Annotated in this window: 12 protein-coding genes, 1 tRNA gene and 1 other annotated feature; of the genes, 2 read left to right on the top strand and 11 right to left on the bottom strand. The window is 61.2% G+C overall.

Annotation, left to right across the window (positions count from 1 at the left end):
• Positions 1–217 precede the first annotated feature (217 nt).
• Complete coding sequence (locus THIARS_RS19120; protein WP_281254208.1) at positions 218–352, bottom strand: hypothetical protein; 135 nt, start codon at positions 350–352, stop codon at positions 218–220.
• Between the two features lie 229 nt (positions 353–581).
• Between THIARS_RS19120 and THIARS_RS12300 the strand changes: the two genes are divergently transcribed.
• Positions 582–857, top strand: a complete 276-nt coding sequence (locus THIARS_RS12300) for a hypothetical protein (protein WP_094161193.1) — start codon at positions 582–584, stop codon at positions 855–857.
• Positions 854–1,084, top strand: coding sequence for a hypothetical protein (locus THIARS_RS18290; RefSeq protein ID WP_141202403.1), 231 nt, complete (start codon positions 854–856; stop codon positions 1,082–1,084). Before THIARS_RS12300 ends, THIARS_RS18290 begins: the two co-directional genes overlap by 4 nt.
• Here THIARS_RS18290 and THIARS_RS12295 read toward each other — a convergent pair.
• The 10 genes from THIARS_RS12295 to serS all read right to left on the bottom strand — a co-directional run bounded on the left by THIARS_RS12295 (position 1,063) and on the right by serS (position 17,391).
• A protein-coding gene (locus THIARS_RS12295) for an IS3 family transposase (RefSeq protein ID WP_094159366.1) occupies positions 1,063–2,288 on the bottom strand; the annotation gives its coding sequence in 2 pieces (ribosomal slippage) (positions 1,063–2,009 and positions 2,009–2,288; 1,227 coding nt in all). The two genes, THIARS_RS18290 and THIARS_RS12295, sit on opposite strands and share 22 nt — an antisense overlap.
• Positions 1,894–2,010, bottom strand: a sequence feature (AL1L pseudoknot). It overlaps the preceding gene by 117 nt.
• A gap of 387 nt (positions 2,289–2,675) precedes the next feature.
• The gene (gene traN, locus THIARS_RS12290) at positions 2,676–5,192 is read right to left on the bottom strand and encodes a conjugal transfer protein TraN (RefSeq protein WP_245845990.1); all 2,517 of its coding nucleotides are present in this window, start codon (positions 5,190–5,192) and stop codon (positions 2,676–2,678) included.
• Between the two features lie 374 nt (positions 5,193–5,566).
• The gene (locus THIARS_RS12285; protein ID WP_094161191.1) at positions 5,567–8,842 is read right to left on the bottom strand and encodes a conjugal transfer protein TraG N-terminal domain-containing protein; all 3,276 of its coding nucleotides are present in this window, start codon (positions 8,840–8,842) and stop codon (positions 5,567–5,569) included.
• Between the two features lie 13 nt (positions 8,843–8,855).
• Entirely contained in the window at positions 8,856–10,406 is a 1,551-nt protein-coding gene (locus tag THIARS_RS12280; protein WP_094161190.1) for a conjugal transfer protein TraH, read from the bottom strand.
• 2 nt (positions 10,407–10,408) lie between these two features.
• Entirely contained in the window at positions 10,409–10,852 is a 444-nt protein-coding gene (locus THIARS_RS12275; protein WP_094161189.1) for a hypothetical protein, read from the bottom strand.
• A gap of 981 nt (positions 10,853–11,833) precedes the next feature.
• Complete coding sequence (locus tag THIARS_RS18285; RefSeq protein ID WP_141202402.1) at positions 11,834–12,829, bottom strand: MarR family transcriptional regulator; 996 nt, start codon at positions 12,827–12,829, stop codon at positions 11,834–11,836.
• Positions 12,826–13,860: an ABC transporter ATPase gene (locus THIARS_RS12265; RefSeq protein WP_141202401.1), complete on the bottom strand. Its 1,035-nt coding sequence runs from the start codon at positions 13,858–13,860 to the stop codon at positions 12,826–12,828. The genes THIARS_RS18285 and THIARS_RS12265 overlap by 4 nt, the downstream gene beginning before the upstream one ends.
• The gene (locus tag THIARS_RS12260) at positions 13,853–14,827 is read right to left on the bottom strand and encodes an AAA family ATPase (RefSeq protein WP_094161186.1); all 975 of its coding nucleotides are present in this window, start codon (positions 14,825–14,827) and stop codon (positions 13,853–13,855) included. The genes THIARS_RS12265 and THIARS_RS12260 overlap by 8 nt, the downstream gene beginning before the upstream one ends.
• Before the next feature lie 1,087 nt (positions 14,828–15,914).
• Positions 15,915–16,005, bottom strand: a tRNA-Ser gene (locus THIARS_RS12245).
• Positions 16,006–16,095: 90 nt separating this feature from the next.
• A complete protein-coding gene (gene serS / locus THIARS_RS12240) occupies positions 16,096–17,391 on the bottom strand; it encodes a serine--tRNA ligase (RefSeq protein ID WP_094161183.1) in 1,296 nt (431 codons plus the stop codon).
• Positions 17,392–17,397 lie beyond the last annotated feature (6 nt).

Below are 17,397 nucleotides of genomic sequence, written 5' to 3'. Positions count from 1 at the left end.
ACGGCCATCAAGCCAAGCGCCAATCCTGTCAGAAGGCTCATAGCTGTTCTCCTCCTTTGTCAATCGTGGTGCGCCCGCAGCGGTCGGTGTGTTGTGTTTCGGCTCCTCCGCCTGTCGTACAGGATGTAACCCCAGGCGACTGCCAGTAGGACGGTCCAAATCCCAAACAGGGCGACCCCATAGACATCGGTCAACCTTTCCACGCTGTCCATACCGATCAACTCCCGTGTTTTTGGCGGCGGTGCTGCACAAGCATCCAGATGCCCAACCCCGTACCCAGCGCAATGAAGATCGACCCAATCGCCATGTAGATGTCTGCGGCTTTCATTGCCGCCTGCATTGCAGCATCCATCGCCATCTCCTTGTTACTTCAGTACCTTGATAAGTCTCATAATCACGGTACTCAAAAAAATTGCGCAACTGCGCAACTTCGGCTGTCGCGCCCATTGATGGACTGTAGCCCATAGCTGGCGCGGCTTCCAGCCCCGTGTGGCATCGTGCGCTGGCCGCAACGTCAAGGTTGACCAGGGCGCAAAAAGATATCAGAATGATATACAGGAGATATCTTTCAAGCAGCCATCATGGACAAGACAGACAAGGGGAAACCCCTCCTCCTGCGCTTCGCGGCCGAGGCCTCGGCGACGCAAGTCACCAGGGAAATGCTGAGCGAGATCGCCGCGAAGTTAGGGGTCAGCGAAACCAAAGCTACGCACATCGCCATCAACTGGCTCCATATGACGCTGTTCGAGGGCGATCTGAAGGACATCGACGCATCACAGACACTCTCGCCGTCAGAGGCCAAGAAGGCGCTACGGGGCCTGGAACCCCTGTTCGCAACGATCAAGGATAGAAAATGAAGATCAAGATTTCTATTTTTCACTGGCTCGGCATCGCTGCAGGGGCGGCCATGGTCGCATTGAGCGTTTATGCCTGCATTGAAGGTGGCAGCTCTGGTCTACTGACGATCCCCGTCGCCATCTTTGGAGGCCTGGGTGGCTGGATGGCCTGGCTGGACATGAGCGCTGAACCGCCCCGGGTTTCGTGGAGGCTAGTTGGTTTAAGTCATGCCGGAATGGCGTGTTGACTGGCTTGTTGGCGCCAGTAGTTTGCCTCAGCTTCTGCCGGAGGGATACCCCCAATCGGTTTGAGCAGTCGGGTGTGGTTGAACCAGTGCACCCATTGCAGGGTGGCCAGTTCGACGGCTTCCCTGGTTTTCCAGGGTCCGCGGCGGTGAATCAATTCGGCCTTATACAGCCCGTTGATGGTCTCGGCCAGGGCGTTGTCATAGGAGTCTCCTTTGCTGCCCACGGAGGGCTGGATGCCTGCCTGCGCCAAGCGTTCGGTGTACTTGACGCTGACGTATTGCACGCCTCTGTCCGAATGGTGGACCAAGGCATGGGCAGCGGGCCGACGCGCGTACAAAGCCTGCTCCAGCGCGTCCATCACGAAATCGGTCTGCATGGATGTGCTCACGCGCCAGCCCACGATGCGTCGGGCAAACACGTCGATGACGAACGCCACGTACAGCCAGCCCTGCCAGGTGCTCACATAGGTGAAGTCCGACACCCAGAGCTGGTTGGGTCGCTCGGCTTTGAACACCCGGTTGACGTGGTCCTGCGGACACGGCGTGCAAGTGTCGGGGACCGTGGTTCGCACCTTCTTGCTCCGCCGCGCACCCTGCAGCCCCAGGCGTTTCATCAGCCGCTCGACCGTGCAGCGCGCCACCCGGTTGCCCTCGCGGTTCATCTGCAACCAAACCTTGTCAGCTCCATACACCTGCCAGTTGGCGTGCCACACACGCTGGATGTCGGCAGCCAGCGCATCGTCGCGCTGAGCACGGGCGCTGCGCAACTCGGGGTTGCGATGACGCGCGGCATGGCGCCAGTAACACGACGGGGCCATCTGCAGCACTTTGCAGATGGGCTCGACCCCGTGCATGGGGCGGTGCTGGTCGATGAATCGCTTCAACTCTTCAAACGGCGGTCGAGCTCCGCCTGGGCGAAAAAAGCACTCGCCGCTTTGAGGATGTCATTGGCCCGGCGCAATTCCTTGTTCTCGCGCTCGAGTTGTTTGAGGCGTTCACGCTCGCTGCTCGTCAGGCCGTCGCGCTGGCCTGTATCGACTTCCTCGCGCTTGACCCACTCCAGCAGCGTCTGTGGCACGCAGCCAATCTTGGGGGCCATGGATTCGACTGCGGCCCACAGCGAGGGGTACTCGCCTCGGTGCTCCTGCACCATGCGTACCGCGCGCTCGCGCACTTCGGGGGAAAACTTGTTCGTCTTGTTCATGGCTCCATCTTCTCAAAGGTTGGAGCCTCCTCAAAACCCGGGGCGGTTCACGCCTCAGAGGAGGCTGTTGCTAAGCGGGCCAAGAGAAGACCACCGAGCCTCTGGGATCAGGAACAGGGAAGGCAGGCTAGATACGGCCAAAGGTGGAGCGGCGGTTCGTCCAGGGGTTGGTCTGGTCGGCGGTGGTAGTTTTCCCGGAAAAGTGAACGGGGGTGAACCTCAAAATTTGAGCGATTACACGTTGTGCCGTAAGAGCCGTTCCCCGCGTGAGCGGGGGTGAACTCCGAAATCTGAGTGATTACACGCGCCAATTTCCAATTGATTCCTTGAAGAACCCGCGTGGGAACTTCCTTCAACCCGGCCGAGGCCGGGTTTTTCTTGGGCGCCTCACGGCTGCTGGAACGTACCCAGGGGCGCTGGGAAGCCATTCCTGCCGACGAGCCCGCTGGGGTGAGAAATCACGTTCGTCGGGTAGACGACTGACGCCTGGGTGTTCGTCGTCGCCATCAGCCCTCCCTGTTGCAACAAGGCCATCCACTCGCTGAGATTCACCCGGCTCCAGTCCACCTGCGCGAGCTGCGCAGGCGTGAATCCGCTGCACTGGGGCGACTGGCTCGATCCGTAGCCTCCCGCGACGTTCGGCTGCGAGTCCCGAATCTGCTCCGCGATAATGCGGTCGAGCGGCGATGCGTAGCAGCAGTAGGAATAGGTTGTTTCCAGGCAAACCCCGAGGAAGCTGTTCGAGCAGTAATTGCCGACAGCGTGACACTCCTTCAGGTTCTGCTGGTTCTGCAGTTGGTACTCCTCGTTCGTGCATTGCGTGAGCAGATGCCCGATCAGGACGACGATCTGATAGATCGCGTAGGCCAACATGATGTCGCCGAGAAGCCCTCCGCTCAGCGCGCTGTCGGCAGTGACTCCCTTTTGCCCGAGGACATTCCCGAAAAAATGGCCCGCGAGTTTGGCGGCGGCGGGCGAAGCGGCGCCGAATAACGAACTTTCAATCCCGGCAGCGGCCGGCCCGTAGATCGCTTCGATGACCGAATCCGCGACTTGCTCCATGGCACCGAGGATCATGCTCTGGACGGCGGTAAACGGGTTCGGTACGGAGCCAATCATGTTCCCAAGTGTCGATGCTGAGCTTGGGCCGTTGATCCCTACGGAATTGAGGATCGTCGTGGCTGGACTCCTGAATGGGCTGGCGACGATGTTCCACGCTGCCGTGGCATCCGACGACAAGGCGCTATACGCCCCCTCCGTCCAAGTGCCCTGCACCATGGTCAGGATGTGCGCCTCCACCATCGGGTTCGTCGCCACCGAGTAGGAGTCGTAGGCCGCTTTCAGCGCATCGGCCAGCACCGGCGTCGGCATTGGCAGGTTGCAGCAGTTGTTCGTCAGCCACCCACTACCGATGAAGGTCCGGCAGGTGTTCGACGTGCCCTGGAAGATGATCGGTTGGCAGTTGCCCATGGCCACCGAGGTGCCGGGCGCGCAGCTCATGTTCTGCTGCATCTGCTGGAGCGCAGCCAGCGCGGTCGCGGCCTGGTTGAACGACAAGTCCTGCGTCTGCAGGATGTCGTGGCACTCCGTGCCCATGCAGCGCACGGCCGCGCTGCAGTTCGTGCTCGTGGCCTGGGCGCTCGGCGTGGCTCCGGTCACCGTCTGCGACGGTGCTTGCGTCGTCGTCGAGGTGCTGCCCACCGGCTGTGTCTCGTACTTCCACGATCCGTTGGTGTCGAGCAGCACGCTGCCGTTGTTCATCAGGCTAAGGATGCCGGCGGCCGGGCCGCTGCCGTTGGTCACCGTCATGGCGATCATGTTCACGCCGGGCTTGAGGGTGACCTGCGATTCCTCCACGCCGCCTGTGCTCGGATAGGCACTGGCCCCTGTCGATCCGCCATCGTTGTAGACAGCGACCGTGGCGCCATCGACCTGCACCGTCGCGCTGTCATCGGCGGCCAGGTACAACGAAACCGCCGTCGCCGTCGAATACGGGCTCTCGTAGCTGTAGTACAGCGTGTTCGACTCCCCGGTGGGCGCCCCTCCGTTCGCCACGCATCCAGCCGCGTCCCCGAAGATCCACTGCGCGCCGGGATCGGGGAACCAAGTGATCCAGTTCGAGCTGAGGTAGGCGCTCAACGGCTCCACGCAGCCAGGCGCCGGGTTCGGATCGGGCGTCGAGGTGATCGTCGTGGCTCCAGGCAGCGTGCTGGTCGTGTTCGCGTTCGCGTAGGCCGTCGAGCTGCTGTTGCAGTTGCCGTAGACCTGGGCGAACACCTGCGGATTGCCGGTGACGAAGGGCATCAGCGCATTGATGAGTTGCTGATTCGCCGGGTTGTTCTCGAACGCCAGCGTCGGGTTGTTCGACGAATAGCTGTCGATGGTGGTCTGGCCGCCGTTCGTGTTCTCCCAGTAGGCGTAGCCATAACCGCAGGAGGACGCCACCTGCTTCGTCGTCTGGTCGTTCGCGTTCAGGTTGGTCAGCGCCGTGGCCAAGTTGCTGATCGTGGTGGTCTGCGGCCCGATGTTGGCGGCCGTGGCGATGGGCGAGAGCGCCGTGCAGGCCTGCGCCGTCTGCTGGGCAAGCGCCACCCAGGTGCTGGTCATCGCGGACACCTGGTCGGCCGTCACCAGATTGCACGAAGGGGTCACCTGGCATTCCATCGCCAGGTTCTTCTGCGACTGGATCACCAGTTGCTCGGCCTGCCGATAGGCGCTTACCGCCTTCTGCGCGGCCTGTGAGGCGCCCACATAAGCGGGTCCAAGCAGGCCCGTCGAACCGAGGAAGGCCTGCATCGTCGCGTCGCACACCGACTTCATCGACGCCAGCGCCGCCGGCACGTTGCTGGTGAACGCGGGGAACGCAGAATTCCAGTTTGGTTGCTGACACAAGGGGTCGGTCATCACTGCGCGTTGTGCGGCGGCGGCATCGTTGACCCCTTGGCCATCGGCGGTGCCAACTCCGCCTGGCGTATAGAGCGATTGCAACTGCGCCTGCTGGCCAGGTGGCGCGGCCAGGAAGCTGTTCACATTCGACGACCCTTGACCGTTCGACGCTGCAGCCTGCGCTCCGCCCAGGAACATCGCTCCGGCGGATTGGCCAGAATTCGCAGCGTCGTCAAATGCATCCGCAACCGCCTGCTGCTGGTCAAGCAGGTAGAGCATCGGCCCGATGGAGATCACCAGAAGCCGCTCGGCGGTTGCAGATGTCAGGATGGGCGAAACCGCCATCCATGCACTCATAAGGCCAGCCGCGAGTCGCTTTTTTCTGGAGGCAATCATTTGTCACCTCCCTTTGCCGAGCCATCTTTGGGGAGGAAATCGTCAAGGGGACGCACCCCATCTGCCTTATAGGCAGTGTCTAGTTGGTGCTGAATCAAATTAGGATCACTGCTGTTGGCCATCCGCTCAGCCCCATCGACAGCCTGCGACGCCAGTACCGCGACTCCGACAACTTCGGAAATGCCGGTCACCGCACCGACGATCCCCCCAGCTACTTCGGCAGAGGCCGGTGCAGCGTCAGCAGCTACGGAAGACAAACCTTCTGCAGGCTTTGCATCGGGGTCTGATTTGGCCCGATCTTTTTCCTCTTTTTCCCTCTCTGCGGCCTTCTGGGCTTGGTGCTGATTCCAGACTGCTTTGCCTGTGATTGCCGCCCCGACCCCATCCGCCGCAAGCCCTGTGATCAGCGTGCCAGTCGGGTGCTCATGCATAAATCCAGCAGCTTCGACAAGCTTATTGCCCGTCACTTCACCAGCCTTCTTGGGGTCAATGCCACCTGGCGGCGTGCTCACCACGCCTTGATCAGCCTCCTTGTACAAGCCCGCCGGTGTCGCGCTTGATGCAATGCCCGTCTGGTTGACTGGCTGATATGCCTTTTGCCGATCCGCCTCTTCCTTCTTCAGAGCCTTGAATCCCTTGTCGGACACTTTAGATTGATCAGGCGCATGGGCATGGAACTGCCCAGCAGCCAAGGTGAGGCTGTTCTGCGTCGAGGCGATCTGCCCACCGGCAACCGCAGCCCCCGCCGGCATCTCCGCCCCAGCAAGGTCGGCGATCTGCTCGAAGCCTTCCGCGTCCTTCGCCTGCGGGAGTGCCATGACCAGCCCGTAGGCCGCCGCCGTCTCGCTCGACATGCCGGCCGCCTTCCCTGCGGTGACTGCCTTGTCGTAGGCATCTCCAACACCTGTGCGGGCCGCCATCGAGTTGGCCGCACTGATCGCCGCTGGGGCGCTACCGTAGCGTGCGAGCAGAGTGCCAGCCAAAGTCGAAGCCGAGAGGTTAAGACCGGATTGCAGCATGCCGGTTTTGCTGAACTGATGCTGCAGTTGATCGGCTTTCTGATATTGCTGCTGAGCTTGCTGCGTCTCCTGCTCGGTCTGCTGGGCCTGCCTGGTCAACCCGCCTGATTTGCTGGCCTGATCGCCGATCTGGTACTTCTGGGCTACCTGTTGAGCGAGGTTGGCCGTGTGGCTGCTAGAAAGGTCTCGGGCGGTTTTCTGTGTTTGAGAATTCTTCAGGGCGTCTTCGACCTTGCCCTTCATTTCCGCCGACATGTCGCCACCACCATTCAACTTGGCCAGCGCCGACTCAGCCTTGTTGATGGTGGCCCCCAGGCTCAATCCCGAATCCAGGCCGGCGCCCACCTGCGCCAGGAAACTTGTAGCCTGGCTATCGGATAGTCCCGTTTCCTTCGCAAACCCTTGCACGCTTTTATACGTGTCCGCCCACTGCTGCCCGCCAGTTGCTGATAGGTCTTTGGCCGCCGCCGTGTTGTGTTGGGCCTGGTCCATGACGCTCCAAACCGAACTGCCGACACGCCCCGCGCTCTGCATCGCCGACATGCTGCTCTGGTCAGCCTGGCTCTTCATGGCGGAAATCGAGGATTGCGCCGCACTGGCGATACCCACCGATGCGCTCTGCGCGAGGGGGTTGGTTTGGAAGTATTCGCCGGCAGCATTGGACCCGATCCCGAGCGCGTTCCCGGCCTTGTCCAAAGTCGGGCTTGCGATGTCCAGATTTTTGGACGATGAACCGCCGTCCATCTTCTCGCCGAGTTTGGAGAGCGCGAAGTAACTTCCGCTGAAGAGCGCCATGGTCAGCAGCGGGGTCATCGACAACATCATGTTCGCGTTGCTGAGGAAAATCGCCGTCTTCTCGAATATCGTCGAGAGATTGCTGCCGTAGACCAGCTGCGCGGACGTGCCGCTGCCCATGCCGTTCGTCAGCGACAGGCCAAACCGGCCAAAGGCGTGTTGAGCGCTCAGCTGGATCAGGTCATTGATGAGCGCGGCCAGCGGCAGCCAGCTCTGCGTCCAGGCGCCGAACATCAGGTACTTGGCGAACAGGCTGAACCCTTGCACGCCCATCATCACCATCATGCCGGCGGCGAAAGGCGCAAGCACGAAGAACAGGAACTGCATGATCGACATCAGCGGCAGCATGTTCTGCTCAAAGGTATTCGCACTCGCCGCGTTGATCGCCTGCTGGTAGTCCAGGTTCGCGGTCTGCACACCGCAGTAGGACGGGAGCGACGCGGATACATCCCCGTAAGGACTTGTGCCGTACTGGAAGCCCGCTGAGATCAGGCAACCGCCGATCATGTTGGACAGGAAGTTCTGCCCGTTGTTGGCCAACTGGGTGATGATGGTGCCGGTGCCTTGCGAGGCGTCCACCAGCACGCTGTTCGCCAGGGTCTCGACGCCGGAGCAGTTCTGCGTGGTTTGCTGCGGGCCGGTCGTGAGTTTGCCCACGTTCTGGCTGCAGGTGGTGAGCTGCGCGGTCGGCTGATCCGAAAAATAGTTCGCCAGGGCCGTCGAAAGCGTGCTGGCCGCACTGGCGCAAGTCACCGTGGTTCCCTGGGTCGCGCCCACGCTGTTGTCCCAAAAGATGATGACCTGTTTGTTCGGCGGCGGGTTGCTGAACAATCCCGCATGCCCATCGTTGGGCGACCCCAGCATGACGGTCGTATTGTTCAGCGACTGCATGCTGCTACCGCTGCCCAGGGCGCAGTACTCCGCGTAGTACATGATCGACTTGGCCAGCGAAGGGTTGGCCGAGGCGAACGTGCTGTAGAAGTTGCGCATGGCAAACAGCGTCTGCAGCGGCGAAACGAAGCCTTGGCTGATGTCGGTCGGCGGGACAGCTTGCGTCACGCTCTGGAAGGCCTGGGAGATCTGCAGGCCGGCGTCGTAGGACAGATCGGAGACGATGGCGGCCGGATAAGCGATGCCGACCGGAATGCTGTCCACGACGGCCTGCTGGCCGCTCAACACGTCATCGAGCACCACGGATGTCGTGGGCACGAACATGATGCCGTACATCAACGCGAGCAGGAAGACGTGGTGCAGCTCAAGCCGTTGCGTGAAGATGCCCTTCGTGAAGATGATGAGGGCGCTGATGAGCAAGCCAACCAGCACGAGGCCGCCACCACCGAACAGGCTCCCGCCGGACGCCCAGGCGGTGTTGTTGGCGGGGTTGAAAAGCATCTGCACACCGACCAGGCCTTGCTGGAAGGCCTGCAGATTTCCGAAAACATGAAGAGTGACGGACATAGCAGGCTCCGATTTATTTAGCACCCGAGCCGGGGGCACGCTGGCTCATGGACTTCTGGACGTTGTTGACGAAGGTGGTGATCTCATTCATCGTGAAAGTCACCCCTGCCGCCCTGTCGGCGTAGTACCGAACCCAGTTCTGGAGGTTCTGCATGTTGCTGTCGAATCCACGCGGTTTGCGGGCGTGCGGGTTGCCTGCGAACGATGCGGCGACCGACTGGTAAACAGCCTGCCCGTATCCAACAGCCACTTCGGCCACCACATAGGGCTCGACCTGCGATGCAATCTGATCGACGGCGCCAGGGAACTGCTGGACCTGGATCATCAAGGGCATGAATCCGATCCCGCTCATGTTGATGAGCTGCTGTTCCGCAGCGGTTAGCGGCTGGCCAGCGATGATCTGGTTCACGATCCCAGGATCACCGCCACTCTCGCCCCACATCAGGTTGCGAACCCATCCCTTGATGCCTTGGTAATTCAGGCTGGAAAGCGTCTGCGTGCTGGTCTGCAGGCAGCTCAGCGCGGACGTGTCGGAGGGGTTCGACGGGAAAGCGGGGTAGCTGACGGAGGATGAAGACGCCCAGGCCTGGCACACATTCACCTGGGCGTTTGGAGTGCCGTCCACCATGTCCTTCAGGGATAGGGTGGCTGGGACGTTGATGGCCTGCCTGGCGTCTGTAGTGCCCAGAGCCGAAGCATCAGCCTGGTCGGCGGGTGACATGCCGGGTCGGATGATCTCCGAGCCGACCAAGCTCATCAGGATCTCCTTGGTTACGTTGTCTTGGGAGATCAACTGGTCACTCTGGGAGTTTTCCAGAGCCTTCCAGGTCATATTGCCCTGGGGCTTGAGCGCCGAGGCCGGCAGCGTCTGCTGTTGCCCGTTGTCGCCGGTCACCGTTGCAGTCTTGCTCGCCAGTGCGGTCTCGTTCGTGCCAGGAGCGGACTGCGTGTTGTTGAAAGCCGAGAAGATGTCCGACGCCACGCCAGTCGCAGAAGACATGACTTGCCCAACTGATTTGTCGATGGAAGTAAGACTGTCGCCAACGGACCTGGTGGCCAGCCCATGCGCGAGCTGGCAGGTGTTCTTGAGGGAGCTGTTCATCTTCTGCATCGCGCTCTGGATCGAGGAGAGCAGCGCCCCGCAGGAGTGGCACATCGAGTTGATGGCGAGCTGAAAGGCGTACCCCAACGCCTGCTGACCGATCTGCCGCAGCAGGTTCTCGAAGGCCTGCGCGTTGACGAACGAGAAGCTGCCCATGAACAGATCGATGCCGCCGCAGCCTGCACCGATGTTGGGGGGAGAAAACGACACGAGGTTCACGTCCTGGATCGGCGTGCGCACAGCGACGTAGCCGCCTGAAATTACGCCCGAGTTTTGTGTCTGGTAGACGCCGGGACTGCCGGCGGCGGTGTACATCCCAGAGAGCACTGAGTTGAGGTCGGCCTGCGCAGGCGAGAGGGCTGCGGCAGAGATCAGTAGGCCAGCCGCAAGCATCGCGGCAATGGGTTTCATCTCATAGAGATGCAGGGCAGGTCCATAATGTCGTGGCGGTTTTAATTGCATTTTCAGTCCCTTTCACGCAACACAAACGGAATGACCTGAGCGCCCCGATAATCTTTATAAAAAGCATCCTCTGCATCCTCTGCGTCGGGGTGATATGTCAGATGCACGCACCGAGTGCTCGTCTGACATTCCATCAGCAACGCCCATAACAGCGCGTAATGACCCGATTTGAAATAAACTAGATGGCGGCCATGCAATGAGGAAATGGAGGCAAGCATTTGGTCAATTGCCTGCTCAACGCCTCCCGACCTAGTTAACCAGCAAATATGCGCTTCGCAACTCTCGATTACGCGCCGCTGCTCGTTCCGTGTAATCGCCCTCGTAACAATCTTCCCAGTGCCTGGGTTAATTTGCTCGTTTAAATCTTTCTTGATGGAGCGTTTGAGCGTATCAAAAACCCAGCGCTCGACATGGATCAGGAAATGATTTTCAAATGTGTATCCCATTATTGGCCTCCAGTGTGCTTCGAGAACTTGCCGTACATGGACCGCATGCCGCGTGATGCAAGTCGAAAAACGACCATCAACCCAATGGCCCATGGACCCAAGGTGATCGCGAGTAAAATAATGAACTTAATAAGCAGAACGACTTCGTTTTGAAATGACATTTGCATCTCCAGGTGATAAAAAACAAACGACAAACAGGTGGCGGTTTTGGTTTTTAGGCCGCAGCCAGCGAAGCGACAGCGGAGCGCGGACTGCGGTATGAGGCCGTCCAGGCCGAGTACCCGAGTGCCGTAAGCGAGCGCCGAGCAAGGCCCAAAGGGCCGCGCCGAGGTCGAGCGCACGGACACGAGGGCGGGGGAGCCGCGCAGACACGATCCAGCAGGGCGGCAGCCCGTCGCTGGATCGAGGGCGCCCCAGCGCCCGGTGGCTGCGTGGGGGGCGAAGCCCCGCCGGCCCCGAAGCGGAGCGCCCGGGAACCCGCGTCGCGCCCCGGCCGCAGGCTGGGGCCGTCGCCGAGCGCAGCGAGGGAGACGAGGGTCGGGCGTCCAGCCCGAGGCTTGCGGCAGCAAGCCCAAGTCCAGCAGGCCGCAGGCCTGATGGACGCAGCCCGCGAGGCGGGTTCCCGGGCGCTCCGCGCCCGGGGGCCGGCCAACTACGTAGGGGGTTGGCGCCCTAGCGCCAAGGGAGACAAGCGAGGGGTGAAACCCCTCGCGCAGCCCTGGCGTCCAGCCAGGGTGGCGCTTGCGCCATCGAGCGACCCCCGGAAAAAGAAACGCCGAACCGAAACGCCAGGCAGATGCGCCGAGTGCCAGGCGCAGCGACTGTGCGCACTGCCCCGGCGCTGTCGCGCCTGGAACCACAGCGAGCAGCAGGGGAACGGGCCTTGCCCCGTTCTTGCGCCTGTCGGCGCCGCGCTTTGTGCTTATTGCTTTTGCATAAGCGGTAAGCACAAAGCGGTAAGCACAAAGCATCTTCACACTCTCAAAGTTTGACGTGATGAAGGACATAGGTCTCGGCGTCACGTTGCGCATCGACCACCGAGTGGAAGCGCGACTCGGACATGTGGAGGGGATCTTCTTGCAGGATGAGTCGCCAGATGTATTCGGTCTTTGCATCCGGGCGGTAGCTGGCCGGACGCTCCACAACCAGCTCATAATCCCCGCGCTTCGCAACAAAGTAATCATCACGAACCTGCTCCCATCGAAACGAAAAATCATCCACTTCTCCATCATCTTGCGATGCAGAAGTTAGATTTGCTGGAAATTCATCCCAACCCGCAATCACAAATTTTTTCTTGTGGCGATCCAGAAATTCAATTTGTTTGCCTTTCCATACCAAATAGGTGATCCCGAAAAGCATTTTCTTGAACCCTGCGCACATGTCAGGACTGACGAGATAAGCGACATATTCATAATGTCCATCCCGCACATTGGCGAGATGGCGCGCAATTAGCGACCGATAATCTTTTTTATCTTTTATGGTGCGCTCGATTTCGATTCCGCACTTCTTGCGGAATTGATCAATAGAAATGGCGTCCGGCACAGCATGCCAGCCCTGCCCATAAAGTAATCGTCCAGGCACCCATTTATTCCATCCGAACGCTTCAGCGGCCAGCCTTGCTCGTTGAGTCTGAATATGGTGAGCCATGGTCAATGCGCCAACCTTTCTAAAATCGAATGGGCGCAACGCTGACTCTGGTAATCCAGCCCTTACCATTCCTGCATGAGTGATTCCAACCAAGAGCGTGCCTGTGATTGATTTTCCAGAGGCAATGCGGACGTGCTCCACCTGCAAAAACCCTTGGCGAACCAGTTGAGAAACTGTTCTCCCTGCGGTGCGCTCGCTCAAATTCAGTAATTCAGCGATAACAGGCAGCGTGGACCACTGCTCGCCGCTGGCCAAAAAGTTAAGCACTTGAAGTTGCTTGCGCTCGGAAATTTCGATGCGTTCCGCGTAGGACAGTCTGGGGAAGGTCATGTCTTCCCCTCCCCGCCGACAGGCGGAACGGCAGCCGGCCCCTTGCCGACCGGGTTCGCCGCAGCACCGGCGACAGCCGGGTAGTGGGCCGCAGGCCCGTTCGCCTGGACGGCGGCGGCCGGAGCCGCCTGTTCAGGCTCTGGGGAGCCTGAAAGACCTAAGTGACCCGGGCCTCTGCGGAACGCACCGGACCGGTGCGGAACGCTGTTGGGCCGTTGCGGAACGGCATCGGGCCGTTGCGGAACGCGGCGCAGTCGTTCGCCGTCGAAAAAAATACCGCAGTCCAAAAGCCGATCTGTGTCCTGCTTGATGAGGTGCCGCGCCTTGCGAAGCGCACCGGACCCGATGTCCTGACCGCAGACAGCTTTGATCGCGGTCTCTATGAAAAGCACCAGCACCCCGTCCTGATCGCTGTGCGACAGCATCAGTCTGGCGATGGCTTGGCTGATGCCATGCCTGAGTTTGGAGATAGGCCCCGGGTCGTGCCACAGCGTCACATCATGGGCAAGCAAGAACATCATGGGCGAACCCAATCTGATTTCCCACAGCGTGCGCTTGCCTGACCGGCGCCGATTCTCGTCCTCGACGATCTCATCCCCTCGTTTCTTTGGACCCATGGGCAGTGGGTCGCGGACCAGGGTTGGCGAGTCCCTCCGCTCGTCGATCAGATGGCCCTCTTTGACCTCGCCGAGGCGCGGCGCTTCGATGCACACGACCGCCTGCATGATCTCGACAAGCCATTCTTTGAGGCGTCTGGAGCTATGGTTGCCGTCGCTAATTGCCCGCCGCAGGGATGCCGGATCGATGATCAACCAAGCCGCGCCATCACCCTTGAGTTCCCAGGACTGGGCGTGGAACATGATGGCTTCGAGCACGTCCATGTGTCGCTGGCCCAGGCGACCTTTGACCTGGCAGCGCCCCCAACTGGTTTCAAGCCATTCCCCTGCGCGCCCGCCCGGGCGTTGGCTCGGCTCGGCGAGCCGAACACGGGCCGGAGTAACCGTTATCGTCGGAGCGACTCGATCAGCCATGGCGATTCTCCTTGCCGCTGGCGCGCAGCGCCGCGATCAGATCGGCTGCGTTAGTACCTTGCTTCGCCTCTGCATAACTGTTGCGCGGCGCGGCTTGCTCCTTGGGCGCTGCCGTTGTCAATCGACCGACACGCAGCACGCCGTGTTCCTGTTTGCGCAGGTATCGCGTTGCCGATTCCTCGCCATGACTGGCCTTACCATTCACGAGAGTTCGCCACAAGCGCCGGTCGTCTCCCTCGTCCAGCACGTCGGCTTCTTTATCGTTAAGCGCACGCAGCACCCACACGGCCCGACATGCTGCGGGCAGGTCGGTCGCACCACGGCCCGAGTGGTGGTCGTCTCGACGGTCGAGAATGGCCGACTGGCTTGCGTGGTGCACTGCCAGGATGACCTGCTGGTTTCCCATCGCAACTGAAACAAGCCATCGCGCGAAAAAGTCCATCCCTGCGCCGTCGCTCTCTTCAAGCCCGTGGAATGCCCGGAGTGGGTCGATCACCACCAGTCGGTACGGCTTGATGTGTTCAGCCCATTCCTTCCCTATCGGCGTTACTGCGTACTGCCCCGGTTTTCCTTCGCGCTCCACCAGCGGAATGCGCTCGCCTTCGGTTGGCATCAGGGTTACGCTGTCGTCCTCATCTTCAATGTGCAAGCCATCGAACATGCGGGCGTGCCGCCCAAGCCATTGCAGGCGTCGGCCGTGGTCGGTTAGGCGGTCTTCAACTGCAAAGTAGATGACCTTCGCGGCCGTGCGAGGCACATTCCACATACCGCCAAAAAGGTCAGCGCGGCCACAGGCTGCGGCCATGGCAGCGCATGCAGCCACATAGCTTTTGCCTAGGCCGTCCGCCCCCGAAATCAGGCCCACGTCTCCGGGTTGGAGCGGCCCAAGAATGTATTCAGGCGCCGGCCATTCGGTTTGGATGGCCCGACCTATAGCTAGGGGTTGGAAGCGGTCGAAGAAACTCATGCTGCGCCCCTATCGAGCGCCCGCCGCCGTTCCTCTGCCAACTGTTCGGCCCGCGTCGGCCGACCGACGCGGCGCGGGGCCGAAGTCGAGGGCGCCCCAGCCTGCTCCTGCTGCGGCAGTTGCACATCGCATAGCAGAGCAGCTACATCTTGGAGCCTGACGAAATAGTCTTCCTTGCCTCCCCCGTGCACGGGGAGGGGAAACTTCCCCTCGCGCAAAAGTTTGTAACCTGTGACCTTGGTCTTCCCCAAGACCAGCCGGGTCGCCTCTTCGATGCTGAGCCGAATTGAGTGCCGTTCCAGCAAGCCGGAAAGCACCTGCGCGTATCGATCCATTTCCTGAACCTTCAAATGGTTCAGGCGCTGCGGGCGGAATGGAGGCCTGCGGCTAGCTTTGCACTGCCTGACTCAGGTCAGATGCGCCTGCCGAATGCGGAAAGAATGATGCCCCGTGCTCGGCCAGCCGATCAGGCCGGCGACGGATTGGGGCGAGCCAAGCGGGGAGTCAGGACTGCGGCAACGCCAGCCGCCTTGCACTGAACTGGATCAGGTGGCCACGAGGCCCCCACGCGGCGGAGCCACGCCATCGCTCTGACAGGCACGGCACCGGCGCTGAGGGCTTTGTGCGCACCCGAAATCCAACGACGCAACGCGATGAGCCGCAGTCTCCTGAGCGCGAGGGACTGCGGCAAATTCGCAAGCCAGACCCACTGATTGGGCAGGGATCTGGGCAAATCACAGCCCCCGAACAGTCCCCAGAAGGCAGCTTCGAACTCAGGCGTGCCCGGCTCAAGGGCCAGCACTGCTGCCACTGCCCCCTCATCAAGGGGGCGCAACAAGTCAGTGCCGAGGTCGAGTTCCCAGTCCATGCATCCAGCTTAACCTAGCTCAACCAAGTTGCGCAAGCGAGAATTCAAAAAAATCTCTTATATAACAACAACTTGTATGATTACATGCATCGGTATTTCTGGTCCAATTCTTGGTGCAAATTTGGTGCACTGAACTGTGAAACCAGACTGAACGACAGTGAACGCTAGTGAACTCCAGAAAACAAAAAAGCCATGATGAATCAGGACCTTACTGTGTTTTGGCGGAAAGGGTGGGATTCGAACCCACGGTACGGAAGAACCGTACACCGGATTTCGAGTCCGGCGCATTCGACCACTCTGCCACCTTTCCAAGGGTGTGCTTGCGTTCGGCAAGCGGTTTGCTCACGAGCGCCGTGAACTGTCTGGCGCGGAGCAAAACGTGCAAGTTTAGCAGGCCGGCTCAGGCTGCTGGCGGAAGGATCGCGGTCTGGCCGCCAACGTAGGCTTGCAGCGCCCTGGGAATGTCGATGCCGCCGTCCGCGCGCTGGTAGTTTTCGATCACGGCCACCAAGGTGCGGCCGACCGCCAGGCCGGAGCCGTTGAGGGTGTGCACCCATTCGGTCTTGCCCTGGGCGTTGCGGGTGCGGGCCTGCATGCGGCGGGCCTGGAAGGCGTCCATGTTCGAACAGCTGGAAATTTCGCGGTAGGCGTTCTGGCCCGGCAGCCAGACTTCGAGGTCGTAGGTCTGCGCCGAGCCGAAACCCATGTCGCCCGTGCATAGCAACATGGTGCGGTAAGGCAGTTCGAGCGCCTGCAGCACGGTCTCGGCATGGGCGGTGAGTTGCTCCAGGGCCTGGGCCGACTGCTCGGGCGCGGTGATCCACACCAGCTCGACCTTGTCGAACTGGTGCTGGCGGATCATGCCGCGCACGTCGCGCCCGTAAGAGCCGGCCTCGGAGCGGAAACAGGGAGTGTGGGCGACATAGCGCAGCGGCAATTGCTCGGGCGGCACGATGGTGTCGCGCACGAAGCTGGTCAGCGGCACCTCGGCGGTCGGGATCAGGTAGGCGTTGCCGAGCTCGCCGCGCGGCACGGCGAAAAGGTCGGCCTCAAACTTGGGCAGCTGCCCGGTGCCGCGCAGGGTTTCGGCGCTGACGACATAAGGCACGTAAGCCTCGATATAGCCATGCTGCTGGGTGTGCAGGTCCAGCATGAACTGGGCCAGGGCGCGGTGCAGCCGGGCGAGCGGGCCGCGCAGCACGGTGAAACGGGCGCCCGAGAGCTTGGCGCCTGTCTCGAAATCCAGGCCCAGCGCGGCGCCGACGTCGACATGGTCGCGCACGGCGAAGTCGAAAGCGCGGGGCTGGCCCCAGCGGCGCACTTCGACGTTGCCGGTTTCATCGGCACCCACCGGCACCTGCGGGTAGGGCAGATTGGGCACGCCCATGAGCAGATCGTGCAACTCGTCCTGGATGGCCTCGAGCCGCGCGGCGGAGTTGTCGAGTTCGACCTTGATGGCCGCGACCTGCTCCATCACGTCGGCGGCGTCCTCGCCCTTGGCCTTGCGCTGGCCGATGTGCTTGGAATGCTGGTTGCGCTGCGCCTGCAGCTCCTCGGTGCGGGTCTGCAGGGTCTTGCGCTCGGCCTCCAGGGCGCTGAAGCGGCCGATGTCGAGAAAGGGCTGGGGGTTCTTGCGGGTGGACAAGCGCGTGATGACGCCTTCGAGATCCTTGCGCAGCAGATTGATGTCAAGCATGAGCGG

Source organism: Thiomonas delicata (assembly GCF_900088825.1).
GTDB lineage: Bacteria > Pseudomonadota > Gammaproteobacteria > Burkholderiales > Burkholderiaceae_C > Thiomonas_A > Thiomonas_A delicata.
This window is presented reverse-complemented; position numbering and strand designations above follow the sequence as displayed.